16 protein-coding genes are annotated in these 16,867 nt (G+C 71.2%); 1 reads left to right on the forward strand and 15 read right to left on the reverse strand.

The genetic code is table 11. The annotated features are described in order from the left end of the window. Positions 1 to 19 precede the first annotated feature (19 nt). From ACQEVZ_RS09860 to ACQEVZ_RS09885, 6 genes are all read right to left on the reverse strand, one after another. Positions 20 to 1,408 (reverse strand): amidohydrolase family protein, encoded by a 1,389-nt coding sequence (locus ACQEVZ_RS09860; protein WP_433364302.1) that lies wholly within the window; start codon positions 1,406 to 1,408, stop codon positions 20 to 22. A gap of 118 nt (positions 1,409 to 1,526) precedes the next feature. Next, positions 1,527 to 1,898, reverse strand: a complete 372-nt coding sequence (locus ACQEVZ_RS09865; protein WP_433364305.1) for a VOC family protein — start codon at positions 1,896 to 1,898, stop codon at positions 1,527 to 1,529. Continuing rightward, complete coding sequence (locus tag ACQEVZ_RS09870) at positions 1,895 to 2,845, reverse strand: NAD(P)-dependent oxidoreductase (RefSeq protein ID WP_433364308.1); 951 nt, start codon at positions 2,843 to 2,845, stop codon at positions 1,895 to 1,897. Before ACQEVZ_RS09870 ends, ACQEVZ_RS09865 begins: the two co-directional genes overlap by 4 nt. Continuing rightward, positions 2,842 to 3,645, reverse strand: a complete 804-nt coding sequence (locus ACQEVZ_RS09875; protein WP_433364311.1) for an alpha/beta fold hydrolase — start codon at positions 3,643 to 3,645, stop codon at positions 2,842 to 2,844. The genes ACQEVZ_RS09870 and ACQEVZ_RS09875 overlap by 4 nt, the downstream gene beginning before the upstream one ends. After that, complete coding sequence (locus tag ACQEVZ_RS09880; RefSeq protein ID WP_433364314.1) at positions 3,642 to 4,202, reverse strand: carboxymuconolactone decarboxylase family protein; 561 nt, start codon at positions 4,200 to 4,202, stop codon at positions 3,642 to 3,644. Before ACQEVZ_RS09880 ends, ACQEVZ_RS09875 begins: the two co-directional genes overlap by 4 nt. Further along, positions 4,195 to 5,295 carry an LLM class flavin-dependent oxidoreductase gene (locus ACQEVZ_RS09885; RefSeq protein ID WP_344510748.1) on the reverse strand — a complete coding sequence of 367 codons (1,101 nt, stop codon included), beginning with the start codon at positions 5,293 to 5,295 and terminating at the stop codon, positions 4,195 to 4,197. Before ACQEVZ_RS09885 ends, ACQEVZ_RS09880 begins: the two co-directional genes overlap by 8 nt. Positions 5,296 to 5,413: 118 nt before the next feature. Between ACQEVZ_RS09885 and ACQEVZ_RS09890 the strand changes: the two genes are divergently transcribed. Beyond that, the gene (locus tag ACQEVZ_RS09890; RefSeq protein ID WP_433364318.1) at positions 5,414 to 6,550 is read left to right on the forward strand and encodes a flavin reductase; all 1,137 of its coding nucleotides are present in this window, start codon (positions 5,414 to 5,416) and stop codon (positions 6,548 to 6,550) included. Here the strand turns inward: ACQEVZ_RS09890 and ACQEVZ_RS09895 are convergent. The 9 genes from ACQEVZ_RS09895 to ACQEVZ_RS09935 all read right to left on the reverse strand — a co-directional run bounded on the left by ACQEVZ_RS09895 (position 6,525) and on the right by ACQEVZ_RS09935 (position 16,839). Further along, positions 6,525 to 7,787: a PucR family transcriptional regulator gene (locus tag ACQEVZ_RS09895; RefSeq protein ID WP_344510752.1), complete on the reverse strand. Its 1,263-nt coding sequence runs from the start codon at positions 7,785 to 7,787 to the stop codon at positions 6,525 to 6,527. The genes ACQEVZ_RS09890 and ACQEVZ_RS09895 overlap by 26 nt on opposite strands. A 5-nt stretch (positions 7,788 to 7,792) precedes the next feature. After that, entirely contained in the window at positions 7,793 to 9,544 is a 1,752-nt protein-coding gene (locus ACQEVZ_RS09900) for a CocE/NonD family hydrolase (RefSeq protein ID WP_433364322.1), read from the reverse strand. 13 nt (positions 9,545 to 9,557) lie between these two features. Further along, positions 9,558 to 10,925, reverse strand: a complete 1,368-nt coding sequence (locus ACQEVZ_RS09905) for a RidA family protein (protein ID WP_354891857.1) — start codon at positions 10,923 to 10,925, stop codon at positions 9,558 to 9,560. A gap of 39 nt (positions 10,926 to 10,964) precedes the next feature. After that, positions 10,965 to 11,753, reverse strand: coding sequence for an SDR family NAD(P)-dependent oxidoreductase (locus tag ACQEVZ_RS09910; protein ID WP_433364326.1), 789 nt, complete (start codon positions 11,751 to 11,753; stop codon positions 10,965 to 10,967). Position 11,754: 1 nt separating this feature from the next. Continuing rightward, positions 11,755 to 12,006, reverse strand: coding sequence for a hypothetical protein (locus ACQEVZ_RS09915; protein WP_363398207.1), 252 nt, complete (start codon positions 12,004 to 12,006; stop codon positions 11,755 to 11,757). A gap of 69 nt (positions 12,007 to 12,075) precedes the next feature. Beyond that, positions 12,076 to 13,140 (reverse strand): class I SAM-dependent methyltransferase, encoded by a 1,065-nt coding sequence (locus ACQEVZ_RS09920; RefSeq protein ID WP_433364330.1) that lies wholly within the window; start codon positions 13,138 to 13,140, stop codon positions 12,076 to 12,078. Between the two features lie 285 nt (positions 13,141 to 13,425). Then, the gene (locus tag ACQEVZ_RS09925) at positions 13,426 to 14,784 is read right to left on the reverse strand and encodes an FAD-dependent oxidoreductase (protein ID WP_354891850.1); all 1,359 of its coding nucleotides are present in this window, start codon (positions 14,782 to 14,784) and stop codon (positions 13,426 to 13,428) included. Positions 14,785 to 14,806: 22 nt separating this feature from the next. Beyond that, positions 14,807 to 15,841, reverse strand: coding sequence for a hypothetical protein (locus tag ACQEVZ_RS09930; protein WP_433364333.1), 1,035 nt, complete (start codon positions 15,839 to 15,841; stop codon positions 14,807 to 14,809). A gap of 92 nt (positions 15,842 to 15,933) precedes the next feature. After that, entirely contained in the window at positions 15,934 to 16,839 is a 906-nt protein-coding gene (locus ACQEVZ_RS09935; RefSeq protein ID WP_433364336.1) for an HpcH/HpaI aldolase/citrate lyase family protein, read from the reverse strand. Between the last annotated feature and the right edge of the window lie 28 nt (positions 16,840 to 16,867).

Consider the following 16,867-nt stretch of genomic DNA (forward strand, 5'->3'; position numbering starts at 1 on the left):
AAAGGCCCGGGCCGACGGGCTAGGCGAACGGCCGCGTGCGGTTGATGCTCGGGAGGACCTCGGCGATGACGCCCGCGTCGATCGCCGACTCCCAGATCGACGCGAGGGCCGCCTCCGCGCGGGCGCGGACGCCGTCGAGGTCGACGTCGAGGAAGGCGCCGTCCTGGATGAGGACCCGGCCGTCGACCATCTCGAACTGGACGTCACGCCCGTTGCCGTAGTAGACGAGCGACTGGAGGACGTCGAGCGCCGGGGCGATCGACGGGTCGGTGATGGCGACGCCGATGAGGTCGGCCCGTGCGCCCTCCTTGATGACGCCGAGGTCGGACCGGCGCAGGATCGAGGCGGCGCGGCTCGTCGCGAGGTCGAGGACCTCGGCGGCGGTCGGCCGGTGCGACTGGGCGACGCCGATCTTGCCGAGCATCGCGGCGAACTTCAGTTCTTCGACCATGTCGCAGTTGAACCCATCGGTGCCGAGCGCGATGGAGATGCCCGAGTCCATGAAGGACACCGACGGCGAGATGACGGCCTCCTTCGCCTTGCGCGAGGCGCAGTGGACGATGGTGATCCCGGAGTCGGCCGCGAGCTGGCGGTCCCCGTCCGGCAGGTACGTGCCGTGCGCGGCGATGAGCCGCTCGTTGGCCAGCTCGGCCCGCTGCAGGACCCGCAGCGGGGTCGTGCCGAAGCGCTCCTGCGTCGCGGCGAGCTCGCTCGGCGCCTGGCACAGGTGGGTCGTGACGAGGCAGTCGAGCCGCTTCGCCGCCACGCCTACCCCGGCCAGCACGCTGAACTCGTCGGTGTGCACAGCGGCCGGCCCGAGGACCATCGTGATCCGCCCGCCCGCCGCACCGTCCCACTCCCCGAACATCCGCTCGAGCTCCTCGAGCTCCGCCAGCTGGACCTCCTCCGAGGTGGTCTGCTTGCGGTCCTCCCGCCCGCCGGAGAGCTGGCCCAGGCGGGCGGTGACGTCGAGCGGGATCGTCGGACCGGCGAAGGTCCGCACCCCGACGCGATCGGCGATGTGCAGGTAGCCCTCGATGTCGGTCGACGCGTGGTTGAGGATCGTCGTCGTCCCGGTCCGCATCATGCCGAGGACGTCCCACTCGATGACCGCGCGGAACTGCTCCCGCAGCTCGTCACGGTAGGCGTGCCGCCACAGCCGCGACAGCGGCACGTAGAACGGCATGCCCGTCGGCAGCTCGTAGTCCTCCGACACGGCCCGGCCGACGGGGCCGGCACCCGCGTGGGTGTGCATGTTGACCAGCCCCGGCAGCAGGACCTTGTCGGTCAGCTCGATCCGCCGGGCGTCGATGCCCTCGGCCTGGTCGGCCGGCAGGATCTGGGCGATCCGGTCGCCCTCGACGACCACCGCCGCGCCCGTGCGCACCTCACCGCCACCGAGGTACACCCAGCGAGGGAAAATGACCGAACGTTCCACCATCGTCAACCGCCTTCCGGCCCCGTCGTGAGTTTTCGTTGTCGCTGATGCGCGCCCGCCGTCGGCGGGCGCGCGACGATGGCTGCGCTCAGCCCTTTTCCTGCCGCAGGACGAACACGTTGCCGTCGGGGTCCTTGAAGGTCGCCCACCAGCCGAAGCCGGCCAGGAACGGCTCGGAGACGAACTCGACGCCCTTGGCCTTGAGCTCCTCGTAGGTCTGGTGGATGTCGTCGCAGGTGAAGGTGATGCCCGAGAAGAACTCCACCTCGTCGAAGACCGGCCAGTGCAGGATCATCATTGAGTTGCGCGACGCGGGGGCCGTCTCCAACCAGCGACGCGGGGCGAAGTCGGGCATGACGACGTCGCTGACGACCTCCAGGCCGACCTGCTCGGTCCAGAAATTCGCCGACCGATCCTGGTCACGAACCTTGATGTTCACACCGCGGATTCCGGTGATCATGCGTGTTCCCTTCCGTTGTCGACCGATTCCGATACCCGTCGCCCGCTGGGCGCCGGGTCGCGTGGGCGAGGGTGCCCACGAAGCACTTCGAACACGACGGCCGTGTCGCTGGCGACGAGGCCGTCCGACAGGCCGTCGCGGTAGATGGCCCGGGCGGCGTCGAACAGGGGCGTCACGGTGCCCGCCTCGGCCGCGGCCGCCCCGATGATCTCGAGGTCCTTGGCGAAGACGTCCATGCGGATGCTCGCCGGCTCGTAGCGCCCCCGCACCATGTCGGGGCCGCGGACACCGAGCATCCGCGAGCCTCCCGCGCCGTCGCCGACGGCGGCGAGCACCTGCCACAGGTCGAGGCCGAGGTCCTGGGCGAACCCGAGCGCCTCGGCCGCGGCGACGTTGTGCACCGCGACGAGATGGTTCGCCACCAGCTTCATCAGGGTGCCGTTGCCGACCTTGCCGAGCTCGAAGTGGGCACGCGTGAACGCCTCGACGAGGCTCCTGGCCCGTCCGACCGCTTCCGGTGCGCCGCTCACGTAGGCGACGAGGTCGCCGGCCCGGGCCTGGGCACCGGTTCCGCTCAACGGGCAGTCGAGCATCTCGACGCCCGCCCGGGCGAGGCGGGCCGCCCCGTCGAGCTTGGTGCGCAGATCCAGGGTGCTCGTCTCGACGACGACCGTCCCCGGACGCGCGTGCTCGACGAGCCCACCGAGGACGGAATCGAAGGCCGCCGCGCTCGGCAGGGAGGTGAGCACGAGGTCGCAGGCGGCGACGAGCGAAGCGAGGTCGTCGTGCACCGTGCCCCCGGCGTCGGCGAACGCCCGGCGCCGATCTGCGTCGATGTCGTAGCCGTGGACCTCGAACGCCCCGCCGGCGAGGACATTGCCCGCCATGGCCGAGCCCATGACTCCGAGCCCGACGAACCCGACGACTGGTCGACCGGTCGCGTTCATGACCGGCTCCCTTCGTCCGGGCTGTCATTCCCAGGCCGCACCCAGTCCCGTACGAGCCGCGCGAAGGGCTCGGCGAACTCGAGGGCACTGGCGTGCCGTGCCCCGGCGATGACGGCGCGGTGGGAGCCGGGGATCGACCGGGCGAGGCGGGCGGCGCCGTCGTGGAACATCGGCGCGTCGAGCTCGCCGTCGACGAGCAGGGTCGGCGCCGTGATCGTGCCGAGCCGCGGGGTGACGTCGGCATCGGCGAGGGCCAGGCACGCGAGGGCGTAGCCGCGCGGGTCGGTGCCGCCGAGGGTGCGCCGCACATAGGCGACCTCGGGCCCGTCGGCGGCGAGGGCGGCGGGGGTGAGCCACAGCTGCAGCGTGGGCTCGACGAACGGGGTCACGCCCAGGCGTCCGGCCTCGGCGGCCCGGGCCCGCCACTTCTCGCGCCAGTCCTCGGGGTAGGACGGGACGGTGGCCGCCACGACGAGGCCGGCGACGAGACCGGGATCGTGCGCCGCGAGCTCGAGGGCGACGAGGCCGCCGAGGGACAGCCCCACCACGTGCACGCGCTCGTGACCGAGACCGCGCAGGTGCGTCGCGAGCGCGGCCGCGACGTCCGCCGTGCCGTAGGGGTCGCCGGGGACCGGGCAGCCGCCGTGCCCCGGAAGGTCGACGGCGTACACGCCGAGGCCGTCGAGCGAGGCGGCGGCCGGTTGCCAGAAGTCGGCGCCCGCGCCGAGCGGGTGCAGCAGCACGACGGTCGGGCCCTGGCCCTCCCGCAGGGTCCGGCCGCGGACGGCCACCCCGCTCATGACAGGCTCATCTCGACGGGCGGGCTGAGCGCACCCGCGTCGGTCCGGGTCGCGTTCATCACCATGGCGAGGGTCGTGTAGTAGCCCGCACAGACGATGACGTCGATGAGGCCCTCCTCGCCGAGCACGTCGAGCGCCCGGTCGTAGAGCTCGTCGGGGATGTCGTTGCCGGCGAGGACGCCGGCGACGACCGCGTAGCCCGTCGCCAGCGGCTCCGCCGGCGGACCCGGCTCCCGGCCGGCCGCGATGTCCTCCACGACCTCCCGGGGGACGCCCGCGTCGAGGGCGAGCTGACAGTGGTAGCCCCACTCGAAGACCTGGTTCCGGGCGCGGGCCACCTGCAGGACGGCCATCTCGAGCACCGCCTTGGGCAGGGTGGACCCGAACCGGAGGTGGGCGCCGACCTCCTGCAGCCGGACCATGGCGCCGGGGCTGCGCAGGAGGGGGACGAAGGGCCCGAAGAGCTCACCCCGGGGGCCGGCGGTGATCGCCGCGACAGCCTCCTGTTGCGCCGGCGTCAGTGCCGTCGCCGGCAACTGCGGCATCCGGTCACGCACCGCTGCCGTACCTCTCGACCAGGGGCATGACCTCGGTCGCCATGAGCTCCATCGACCGGCGCGCGAGCCCCTCGTCGACCCAGTCGAGGCCGGCGTAGACGAGCTCCCCGAAGGGTCCGGTCTGCTGCTCGAAGGCGACGAGCTGCTCGGCCACCTGCTCGGGCGTGCCGCAGATGACGAGGTCGTCGAGGACCCGGTCAAGGGTGATCGCCTCGTCCGGCTCACTGCGGTCGCGCTTGAACAGGCCCAGCCGCCCGAGCTTGGTCATCTTGCGCAGCATCTGCTCGTAGTAGAACCGGTAGGGGCTGTTCCGGTCGTCACGCCCGTAGGCGCGGGCCGCCTGCTCGGTGTCGGCGACGAAGACCGTCCGCGCGATCCGCCAGTCGGCCGTGTCCGCCTTGACCCCTACGGCCTCCTTGCCCTCGACGTACTTGCCCCAGTGCGTGGCCACCCACTGCGGCAGCAGGAAGTTGGCCGACAGGGGGTGGAAGTCCTTGCGGCCCATCTCCACGACGCCCTTGGAGAAGGGCGCGACGACGGTGCCGACGACCTCGGGGCGCGGGCTCTGCAGCGGCTTCGGCAGGACGCCCACACCGAGCGGAAGGTCCATCGACCGCCGCGTCGAGACGCTGTAGCGCCCGCTCCCGGACACGATGTCGTAGGGCGGCTCACCCTCCCAGATCTTGAGGATGACCTCGATGGCGTCGGCGAACATCGCGCCCCGGTCCTCGTCGAGGATGCCGAGCACCTCGGCGTCCGACGGCAACGCCCCGGGGCTGATGCCGAAGATGAGCCGGCCGCCGGTCAGGTGGTCGAACATCGCCGCGTTGGCCGCGACGAGCGCCGGATGCTGGTGTGACAGGTTCGTCGTGCCGGTCGCGAGCTTGATCCGGGGAGCGTCGCCGACGAGCGTCGCGAGGAACAGCATCGAGTTGGTGATGTTCTCCAGCGTGTCCGTCAGGTGCTCACCGATGAAGGCGTCGTGGAATCCGAGCCGATCGGCGAGGATGACCGCCTCGCGGTCCTCGCGGAGCGTCTCCGCCCATGGACGTCCGGGGCGGTGCAGTGGCATCGCGAAGTATCCAAGTCTCACCGGCTCAGTCAATCCGCTGGTCAACCCCGGAACAATTACGGCTTCTCACAACCTGACCGGGCCGGGATGTGGGAAGCCGTGATTGCCCCGCTGCCGGCGCGGGAGGTTGACTCGGGACATGACCGTCGTTCGGACGCCAAACGTTGACCGCGACCATTTCCGCAACGTCGCCGGTCGCTTCGCCACCGGCGTCGCCGTCCTCACGTCACGAGGCGTCCAGGCACGGGCCGGCATGACGGTGAGTGCGCTCACGTCACTGTCGCTCGACCCGCCGATGGTCCTGGTCTGCGTCAACCGTTCGGTGCCGACCGAGCGGACCGTCGCCGAGGCGGGCACCTTCTGCCTCAACATCCTCGCCGAGGGACAGGAACAGCTCGCACTGCAGTTCGCCCGTCCGAGCGACGACAAGTTCACCGGGGTGCGCGTCCACGAAGGAGTCCTCGGCAATCCCGTCCTCACCGACGCCCTGGCCTCGATCGAGTGCGAGGTGTCGGACACGGTGCAGGCGGGCAGCCACAGCATCTTCATCGGCCGGGCGCGGGATGCCCAGGCGCGTGAGGGCCTGCCCCTGACGTACTTCCGCGGCGGGTTCGGCGGGCTCACGCTCGACCGCTTCAACCAGGTGTACCAGCGGCTGCGCGACATGATCCTCGCGCGGGAGATCGACGGGCACGACGACATCGACGTTCCGAAGCTGGCGCGACGCCTCGACGTCGAGCCGGCCGCCGTCCTCGCCGGGCTGTCGACGCTGCGCCGTGAAGGGCTCATCATGCCGACGCGGCACGGCCATCGGGTCGCCCCCTTCACGGCCGACGACGCCGCGGAGGCGTTCGAGGCGCGCGCGATCATCGAGCAGGGGGTCGCCGACCTGACCGTCGGCTCCGTGTCCGAGGACGACCTGGTCGCCCTCGACCAGCACTGCGGCGAGCTGTCCCGGTTCATCCTCAACGACGAGTTCACCGACTTCGAGGCCTACCTCGAGGCCAACGACCGGTTCCACCGCTTCCTCATCGGGCTCTCGGGCAACCGGCGCGCCATCGCCCAGTACGAGGCGCTGGCCATGCCGACGATCATGGCGCACAGCTTCGGGATGACCCGGAAGAGCTCCTCGCAGTTCGTCGACGTCCACCAGCGGATCGTCAGCGGCTACCGTGAGCGTGACCTGACGGCGGTCAAGGCAGCGATCGGGCTCTACACCACGCTGGCGACCGAGCGGGCCCGGGAGCTGCTCACATCGCACGGCGGATCGGTGTAGCCGTCTCGTTCAGGCCGGCGAGCAGGTCGTGCAGGCGCAGCGCGAGCATGAGCTCGGCATGGCGGGACTGCAGGTCGTGACCGAGCAGCTCCTCGATGCGGTGGACGCGGTTGCGCACGGTGTTCTCGTGCAGGTGCAGGGCTCTCGCGGTCGCGGCGTAGTTGCGCTCACGCAGCCAGACACACAGGGTCTCGCGCAGCACGTCGAGCCCGCTGCCGGTGCCGCTCAGGGTCGCGAGCTCCTCCTCGACGAGCTGGGCCGCGATGGGCAGGTCGTCGAGGAAGATCGCCTCGAGACGGACGTCGGCGTACTCGATGACCCCGTCACGGGCGAGCTGGTACCGCTGATGCTTCCCGGCGAACGCCCCTCGAATCCGGCGCAGCCGCCCCAACTGGCCGTAGGCGTGGCGTAGTCCCTCCAGGCCACGCGCGGGCGCGCTCACCTCGGCGGCGACACCGTGCTCGGCGAGCAGCCGGCGCAGCCCCGCCCGCGCCTCGGCGGTCCACGCCCGCCGGGCGAGGAACCGCACGTGGATGCCGTCCGGCTCCGTGTGGTGCAGGACGTCCGTCACGGCACAGGTCGCCTGAGCGCGGCGCACCCAGTCGGTGCTGCCGGCATCGGCACGCGACGCGACGGCGATGTGGTCGGCGTCGATGTCATAGCCGAGTCCGAGCAGTTCGAACTTGTCCGGGACGTGGTCGCTGTTGAGCAGGTCCTTGACGAGGCGGAAGCGGAGGTGGTCCCGCGACCGCTGCAGGCTCTCCTCGGTGAGCATGTGCTCGCGGGCCACCTGGGCCAGCGCCGCGTTCTGGTAGGCCATGACGAGCTCGGTGAGCAGGCGGGCGCCCTCGCAGCGGCGGGCAGGGTCCGCCTCGACGGCGTCGAGGCGGCCCACCCAGTCCCGCCACATGGTGAGGAACCCGACGCGGTAGGACAGGTGCAGGGATGCCTGCACGACGCGCCGCCGGGCCTGGACGACGGCGAGGCGCCGGGGCTGCACGAGGTCGAGCTCGTCGAGCTCGACCTCGCCCATCGCGACCCGGTGCAGGGTTCGCACGTTCTCCGTGACGCTCGCGGTCAGCGCGGCGACGAACTCCTCGTCGTCGCGCAGGTGATCGAACGCCGCGTCGAGGTCGACGGCCACGACCTCCGCGATGAGCTCGGCCGAGACGGCGGACCTGAGGGCCTCCCGCAGCCACACGGGCAGCGGCGGGGGGCAGGCGGACTCCGCGGACACGGCGATCAGCGCTCCTGGAAGGGCAGCAGGACGCTCGACCGGTGGTCACCGCCGCAGTGGACGCGAACCCGCGCGGCGTCCCGCCGTTGCGGACGGTCGACCGGGTCGTCGTGCAGGAACGGCCCGCAGCCCTTCATGGCGTTCTTGAAGTTGGACATCGTCACCGCGTCCTCGAGCTCGGGGTTCTCGTAGTCCCGGCCGCCGATGGTCACCGCGAGCGTGTGGCCGGCGGGGACGACGATGCACGTCGGCCAGACCTCGACGTCGACCTCGTACACCTCGCCCGCCTCGACGGGAAGGGTGCGCGAGTGGGAGTGGATCGGCCGCCACGGGGTGGAGGCGGACTCGTCGAGCTCGCGATGGCTCAGGCGCAGCCACCCCATGCTGATCGGCGCGTTGGGGTCGACGGCACCGGCGAAGGTGACCTCCTTGCCGCCGGGGTCGAACAGCCGCACGGTGAGGAAGACGTCGGCGTCGTCCGAGTCGGTGGACACGAACAGCTTCGCCGAGACCGGGCCGGTGATCTCACGGTCCGCGTCGGTCGCCGGCAGCCGGAAGGTGACCTCCCGGCCACCGGAGAACTCGACGGATCCCGGTTCAGCGTCGTTCTGCTCGACGAACTGGAGCAGGTCGGGGTCGAGCTCGAGACGCCGCCATGCCGTCTCGGGCAGCGGCCACGCGGACGCGGCTCGCTCCTCGTAGGCTTCGCCGGGTGAGCGGACGAGCAGGCTCACGGGCGGGCGCTGGTCCCAGCCGTTGTCGACGCCCTTGAGGAAGTGGTCGAAGAACGCGAGCTGGATCTGCCGTCCGTAGTCCGTGTAGTAGGTCGTCCAGTGCTCCAGGCCGTGCATCTCGAGCCACTTCTGCGCGCTGCCGGCGCGCAGGAAGCCCTCGACGTTGCCGCGCAGGTGCAGCCCGGAGCCGCCCCAGTTCCCGGCGCTGAGCAACGGCACCTCGATGTTCTCCAGCACGCCGGAGCGCTCGCCGTGCCAGTCGTCGAGCAGCGGGTGGGAGCGGATGACGGTGCCGAAGTCGCACCGGTTCGCGGCGAGTTCCTCCTCGCTGAGCGTCTCGTCGCCGCAGACGTTGAGGCCGGTGATGGGGTTGACCGGGCCGCGGTCGCCGAGACCGTACTGGACGACCTTGATCTGCTTGTCGTACCAGTGCTCCCAGAACGTCGACAGGATGCCGCCGTGGTGGGATGCGTCGCGGTAGAAGTCGCTCGCGCCCTCCCAGATGCAGACCGCGGCGAGGCCGCGCGGCCGTTCCGCCGCGACCTGCCACTGGTTCATCCCGAAGTAGGACACGCCCGAGGTGCCGACCTTGCCGGTCGACCAGGGCTGGTCCGCCGCCCACTCGACGCACGCGACGAAGTCCTTCGTCTCGCGCGCGGAGAAGTGGTCGATGTAGCCGGGCGAGCGGCCGCAGCCCCGGGAGTCGACCCGCACGATGGCGTAACCGTGCGGCACCCACTTCTCCGGATCGACGACCTCCCAGTTCTGGTACGCGCAGGAGCTGCCCGCGGCGACGTCAGGGTGGTCGCCCGACAGCGACTCCCACGCCGTGGGGTAGCCCACCTGGAAGGGCAGCCCCTTGGCGTAGGGACCGTAGCTGAGGAGCACCGGGTAGCGTCCGGGCTCCTCCGGCAGGAACACGTCGGCGGCGAGCGGCAGGCCGTCGTCCATCGTGATGGTGACGTCCCACAGGATCCGCATGCCGTCGCGGACCTCCTTGATTCGGGCGGCGGTCTCGGTCACGGGCCTGCGAACCTCACTGCTCAGGAATGTGGACGATGAGGTCGACGCTGAGGGCGCAGCCCGGTACCTCCTGGAAGTCCCGTGGGACCTCGTAGAACCCGGCCGCGGGCAGCCCGTTCGTGAAGGGCTCGGGCCAGGCCTGGAAGACGGTCGGCAGGTCCTCGAGGTCGGACAGGAACAGGTCGGCGCGGACCGCGTTCTCGATCGAGGTGCCGGCCGCCTCGCAGATCGCCGCCACGTCCTCGTGGATGCGCCGCACCTGGTCGACGATGTGGCGGCGGGTGTGTGGCAGGCTGCGGGCGAAGGCGCCGCCGGGCGCGCCGGAAGCGGTGCGTCCGAGCTGCGCGGACAGGAACAGCAGGGAGCCGCTGCGCACGGCCTGGGCCTGGTGCCCGATCGGCGCGAGCGCGTTGTCCGCGCGGATGATGTGGCGGTCGCCGCCGTGCCCGGGACGCGCGACGATGACGTAGATCTCGACGTTGCCGCCCTTGACCCCACCGATGCCGGAGACGGGGACGATGGTGCGCGCGGGCGGCTCGGTCGGCCAGTGCCTGGCCCAGACCTCGTCGATGGCGGGCAGCTGCCGGACGCCCTCGGGCGTGAGGTAGATGACGACCTTGACGACGTCACGCCAGTCCCCGCCGGCCGCCTCCATCGTGATGCGGATCTGGCGCAACGTCTCGTCGGTCTCCGCGGCGACCTGGTTGCCGTACCAGATGTGCTGTGGCACACGGGCGTTCGGGTGCAGGCCGGACTCGAAGTCGGTCGGGATGAAGCCCGCGCTGAACAGGTAGGGGCCGGACTCGACGCCGACCGAGTAGCCACCGAGCGGGCTGTGGACGTCGTGAGCGTAGGCGCGCTTCTCGATACCGGACCCGTCGAGCAACGAGATGAGCTGGATCTCGACGTGGGTGTCGGTGGCGACGAGGCGCTCGACGGGCAGCAGGCAGCTCGCCGGGCGGTCGGACAGGAGGAACTCGTCGCGGCCCTGGATGTACGAGTGCGCGACGAAGCGCCAGTCCTCCCAGTGGGTCTGGTATCGCGGCGTCCACCCCGGCTCCAGGTGCCCGTCGGTGTGGAAGGTCGGCTGCCACTGGTTGATGCACACGCCCTGCTCGAGGCTCGACCCGGCGACGGTGAGCGCGGAGTCGAGGCGGCGGTACACCTCACGGACCTGCTTCTTCACCGGGTGGCCGCTGTGCAGCGGCAGGCCCGGTTCGACCTGCGCGGCCTCGGCGAGCCCTCCGTTGTCGAAGTCGGTGGCGCTCATCGAGGCGGTGAATGCGAACGGGCCGGCGGTGACGACCGGGCTGCTCGGGTACCAGTCAGGAAAGGACGCGTCGGGCACGTCGTGGACGACGCGGGGGCTGTTGTGGGTCATGGCGAGGCCTCCAGGGGTTGTGCTGCTCGGAAGGCGTTTTCAGAGGGTCTGGCCGCCGTCGACCATGAGGGTCTGGCCGAGGATCATCCCGTTGACGGGGCTGAGCAGGAACGCGGTGGGCAGGATGAGCTCACGGGCATCGAGGATGCGGCCGGCCGGGATGCCCGCGACGACCGCCGCGGTGAAGTCCGGGTCGGCGAAGAGGGCCTCGTTGACCGGCGTCAGCGTCGCGGTCGGGCCGATCGCGTTGACCCGGATGCCGCGCGGCGCCCACTCGACGGAGAGGGTCTCGGCGAGCATCGACACGGCGGCCTTGCTCGCGTTGTAGCTCGACCAGTCCGGGAAACCGCGGCGGGCGAAGCTCGAGCTGGTCAGGACGATCGAGCCGCCGTCGGTCATCCTCTTGGCCGCGCTGCGGGCCGTGAGGAACACGCCGTTGAGGTTCGTGTCGACGACGGAACGGAAGTCGTCGGCGCCGACCTCGAGCGCGGGCTGGACGACGGCGATACCGGCGTTCGCGACGACACCGTGCAGCCCGCCGAAGGTCTCGACGGCGCGGTCCATGGCCGCCTCGACGGAGGCCTCGTCGGTGACGTCGGCGACGGCGTAGGCGAACGAGATGCCGGCCTGCTCGGCCTGCTCGGCGACCGCGGCCAGTCCCTCCTCACGCCTGGCGAGACCGAGGACGTTGGCGCCGAGCTCGGCGAGGCCGAGGGCCACGGCCTGCCCGATGCCGGAGTTGGCGCCGGTGACGACGATGGTGCGCCCGGCGAGGCCGAGGGCCTGCCCGAGCGAGGAGCGCAGCGCGGGGGCGATGAGGATGGCCATGTCAGTGGTCCATCTGGGGAGCGCCGAGGACCCGCTGGATGAGACGCATCCGCTCCCGCCGGAGCACGGCCTGCAGCGGCTCGGAGGGCAGGTGCTCGTCGACGGTCGAGTCGGACAGCGTGCCCTTGCCGGCGAGGACCTCCTCAAGGACGAACAGCCGGTCCTTGGTCACCCACAACTCCTCGACGAGGCCCTCGATCATCCGGGCGAGATCGTCGATCGTCGCCTTCTCCAAGTACTTAGGAACTTCCATGGCTTCCTCTCAGGGGGTGGGGCGAGGGCGTTCGCCGGGGGCAGCGTGTCGGGCCCGAAGCGTGGTGTCTCAGGCTGCGGGCTTGACGCCCTTGGTGATCCACGGGTAGTTGGCCGTGCCCACGCCGTACTCCTGGACGTCGACGAACCCGGCGGACTCGAGCAGCGCCTTGCGGTCGGTGAGGAGTGCGCCGCGCCAGAACGGCTCGTTGCGGTGGTCCGTCTCCCAGTCGAGCACGACCGAGCGGAAGAGGTTCTCGTGCTCGCTGTAGGGCGCGACGTCGGCGACGAGGAACTCCCCGCCGGGCCTGGTGACCCGGAACGCCTCCTTGACCACGGCCTTGGCGGCCGGGGCCGGGATCTCGTGGAAGAGGATGAAGGCCGTGGTGAGGTCGAAGGTGTCCGCGTCGTAGCCGGTGGCCTCGGCCTGGGCCTGGCGCAGGTTCCACTCGAAGCCGTTGCGCGCGGCGACGAGCTTGGCGTGCAGCAGCTCGCTCGGGCCGAGGTCGACGCCGTGGATCTTCGCGTTCGGGTAGGCGTGCTGCAGCGCGAGGGCGTAACGGCCGGTCCCGACGCCGAGCTCGAGGATGTTGTCGTAGTGGTCGCGGTTGCCCTCGACGGCGGTGACGTAGCGCAGGTCGGAGAAGTGGCTGCCCGGCTTGATGGCGCCGATCCCGCCGGTCGCGAAGATCAGGTCGTAGACGTAGTCGTGGATGATGAAGCCCATGTGCTCGTGGCCGTCCCAGCCGCCGGGCGTGAGGTGGAACTCTGTCGTCCAGTATTCGGGGATCTCGACGTCCGGGTCGAGCTCGAGCACGCCACCCTTGCCGGCGTTCGCCTCGTACTCCGCCCGGATCTCCGCCGCCCCGTCCTCGTACGCCTCCAGGCCTGCCACGAACTGACGCTCGGCGATGAGACGGGTGTAGAAGCGGTCCCAGGCAAAGGATCTGGAGCCGTCGAGCAGCTCGTAGCCGAGACGCAGCCGCTCGCGGTCACCCTCGGGAAGGGTCTGGCCTTCGAGCCGCTCGTCCAGCGTCCGCTCGGCCGAGGCCTGGAGCTCCCGGCCGCTCCATGCGGCCAGATCCGCCAGCAGGTTGAAGTTGGCCCGGCCGCGCTGTTTGAGACCTGTCTTCACGTTCATCCCTCCATGGGTGAGCCGGTCATCAATTCCGCTATGCGTAACACCGTTCCATTGGATGCACCATAGCGATCTAGATATCCGCCGAACAAGGGGCCTGTGACAACTCGTCCGGCCACTTCGTCACGGTCACCGGCCCCTGTGTTTCGGTTGCCGGCACCGTTGTTACGAACACCGGCCTCTTTGTTACGTCCAGCGGCTTTGCTGCGGTCAGCGGCTTTGCTGCGGTCAGCGGCTTTGCTGCGGTCAGCGGCTTTGTTACGGTCAGCGGCTTTGTTACGGTCAGCGGCCCGCCAGCCGGCGGCCCACGTCCTCGGCCGCGATGAAGGACAGCCCGAGTGCCGCGAGCAGCCCGTTGCCGGCCAGGTAGCCGTCCGCTCCCCGGCCGCTCATGCCCACGGCGGCGCCACCCGCCGCGTAGAGCCCCGCGATGGGCTCGCCGGCGGCGTCGAGGACGCGGGCCGCCGCGTCGACAGCGAGCCCGCCCTGGGTATGGAAGAGCGCGGGACGCACCTCGACCCCGTAGAACGGAGCGGCGAGGTCCGCGTCGCCCCATCGGGAGCGCCCGTGCGGGTCGGTCGCGCCGCGGCGTCCGGCCGCGGCCTGCGCGAACGAGGCCTCGAGCCGGTCCGCGGGCAGGCTGAGCCGCCCGGCGAGCTCGGCGGCCGAGTCGCCCTGGCGCAGCACCCCGGACGCCTTCGTCTGACGGAAGTCCTCGAAGGCGAGGCACGCGTCATGGATCCGCTGGTCGAAGATGATGAACGCGCGGTGGTCCGGCTGCGTGAGCTCGAGCGCGGCGAACTCGGAGTAGCCCTGGGTCTCGTCGGCGAAGCGGCCTCCGCTCGTGTTGACGATGAACCCGCCGTGCATCACCGTCGCCCAGCCGACCAGGATGCTGCTGAGCGAGAGCGCCCCGTGGCCCTGGTACGCGTCGAGGCAGTCGACGGCCGCACCGAACGTCCGCCCGATGCTCAGCGCGTCGCCGCGCGAGGCCTCGCTGCCGTGGTAGACGGCGCCGGCGATCTCCGGGATGTGCTCGGCGACGAGCGCCGCGTCGGCCCCGAAGCCGTTCGTCGCGAGGACGAGGGCGTCGCAGGAGATCTCCTCGGTCGTCCCGTCCGGCGCCTCGGTGACGGCGACGAGGGCGTCGTCCTGGTGCCGGGCCGCGACGAGCCGCGCGGGGACGACGATGTCGATCCCCCGCTCCCGGGCGACCCGGTGGAGCATGCCGAGCAGGATCGTGCCGTGCCGTCCCGGCACGGTGTGGCAACGGTGCCGCGTGTGCCCGGGGTACTCGAAATCCGTGACGAGCTCGAGTGGCAGCTTGAGCGAGCCGGCCAGCCACTCGACGAGCGGGGCCGAGATCCGGCTCAGCGCGTCGGTGACGACCGGGTTGGCGCGACCCTTGGTCTTGTACCGGACATCCTCGGCGAAGATCTCCGGCGAGTCCTCGACTCCCGCCTCATTTTGGAACAGCGATCCGGCACCCGGAATCATGGCCGTCGACATCGCCGTGTTGTTCGCCCGCAGGAAGTGCTCGTTCGCGTCGATCACCGCGACCGAGAGGCCGAGCTCCTGGGCCCGCAGCGCCGCGACGATGCCGCCGCCCGCACCGGCCACGAGCAGGTTGACGTCCGCCATCTCGTTTTCTCCTTCGGACGCGTCAGTACTGGTCATCGGGGGTCGTCACGCGTCGGAACGGCGACCCCGGCCGGCGGTGGGCGATCGCGAGGCCGATCCCTCGGGGGGAGTCGTCGTCGGCGAGTGAGCTGAAGCCGTAGTAGTACAGATGCAGACGGTCCTCGACCGGGACCAGTCGGGTCGCCGCCGCGCCGAGGCTGTCCCACGCGCCGGGCTCCCCCGCCGTCAGCACCGGGCCGTCGGACTGGTGGTGCCAGTGCCGGCCGTCGTCGGAGTCGGCGGTCGCGACCGAGCGGCCGTGGCGCTCGTCGAGCCCCGTGTACAGCATGAGCCAGCGGCGGCCCACGCCGAACGGGTTCTCGAGCACCTGCCGCGTCACAATGCCGTGCGAGTCCCAGGGGCGCCCGCCGTCGGCCCAGACGAGCGGACCCACGCCGGTCAGGACGACCCCGTCGGCGGACACGAAGGTGTCCGTGTGGAACACGCCGAGGTCCAGGGTCGGTGAGGTCGTCTGGACGTAGATCGTCCCGCCGGCGTCACCGAAGGCGTTCGGCCACGCGCGGTAGAGCCGGTCCGGGTCGTAGTCGAGAATGGCACCGCCGGTGGCCGGGCCGGGGACGCGGGTCCAGGTCACCCCGTCGGGGCTGATCGCGTGCCCCGGGCGCATCCCGAGCCCCGTCACCGCCCCGAGCCGTGTCCGGCTCGCCCGCACGGTCAGGTCGCCGCCGAAGTACCACAGGTGCCAGAGCCGCCCGTCGAAGGTGACGTCGGTGAGCCCGACGTGCGAGGCGTCGAAGCTCGCCGGGTCGCTGCTCGGGGCGAACACCGAGCCGAGCTCTTCAGGGCCGTCGAACCTCTCCCACCCGATGCCGTCGGGGGAGGTGGCCAACGCGATCCGCCCGGACCCCAGCGTGCCCGGTGCCGGGCGGTCATAGGCTCGGTCACGGCAGTAGTACCACATGCGCCAACCGGCGTCGGTACGGTGCACGACGGCGCCACCCACCCGGTAGTCGTCACAGCGGCCTGCGGGGCCAGGCCCGAGAAGGAACCCGTCCATGCGCATCGTGCGGCCTCCTATCCGTCAACGCCGTGCTCCCCGACCGCAGCCGCCCCGTCGGCACGACACCTGTCAGCTACCTGTTGCTCCGTCTACGCCTGCGCCGCGCCGCACATCTGCCGGAGCACCTGAACTCGCTGGTGCACGGCGACGACGTGCTCGGCTGCCGCGGCCATGGCGGCGTCGGCCATCTGACCGTCGGGCAGGACGACGACTCCCGCCGCGACCTGCTGGCCCCGGGCGAGCGCCGCGAGCATGTTCTCGGCCTTCTCGACCTGCGCCGGCTCGGGTGCGAAGCCCTCCACGATCAGCGGCAGCTGCTTCGGGTGGACGGCGGTACGCCCGAGAAACCCGGCGGCACGCCCGGCCGCGCAGGATCGGAGCAGACCTTCGTCGTCGTTCAGCCGGGGGTGGACCGACATCATCGGCGGCGGCAGCCCGGCGGCGCGGGCGGCGACGACGAGTCGCGAGCGCACCCAGTCCAGCCCGCCGTCCCCGGTCAGCCGCAGGTCCGAGCGCAGGTCCGCCTCGCCCAGCGCGACCGACGCCACCCCGTGCGCCGCGGTGATCTGCCCGAGCCGCTCGACGCCGACGGCCGTCTCGACGAGGACAGACACCGGCACGTCCCGCTCGAAGTAGGCCCGCACCGAGTCGACGTCCTGGGCCGACTCGACCTTGGGCAGCCGGATCGAGTGCACGGTGACGTCGGCGAGGACCTCCGCGAGCGCCTCGAGGTCGGCCCGGCCCCACGGACTGCTCACCGGGTTGACCCGGACGCAGAGGCGCGCGGTGCCGGACCCCGACGACCGGTGCCGCAGCAGGTCGACGACCTCGCGCCGCGCCGCGTCCTTGCGGCTGGGAGCGACGGCGTCCTCCAGGTCGACGATGACGACGTCGGCGATCGTCGCGAGTGCCTTGTCGTGCCGGTCCGGACGGTCCGCCGGCACGTAGAGTGCGGTGAGCTCGGGTGCGGGACTGTGTGCCTTGAAGGGATCCACGCCGTCCTCCTCTCGCGTCGGCGGCCGG

The organism is Dactylosporangium sp. CA-152071 (genome assembly GCF_050936335.1).
GTDB classification, from domain to species: Bacteria; Actinomycetota; Actinomycetes; order Mycobacteriales; family Micromonosporaceae; genus Dactylosporangium; species Dactylosporangium maewongense.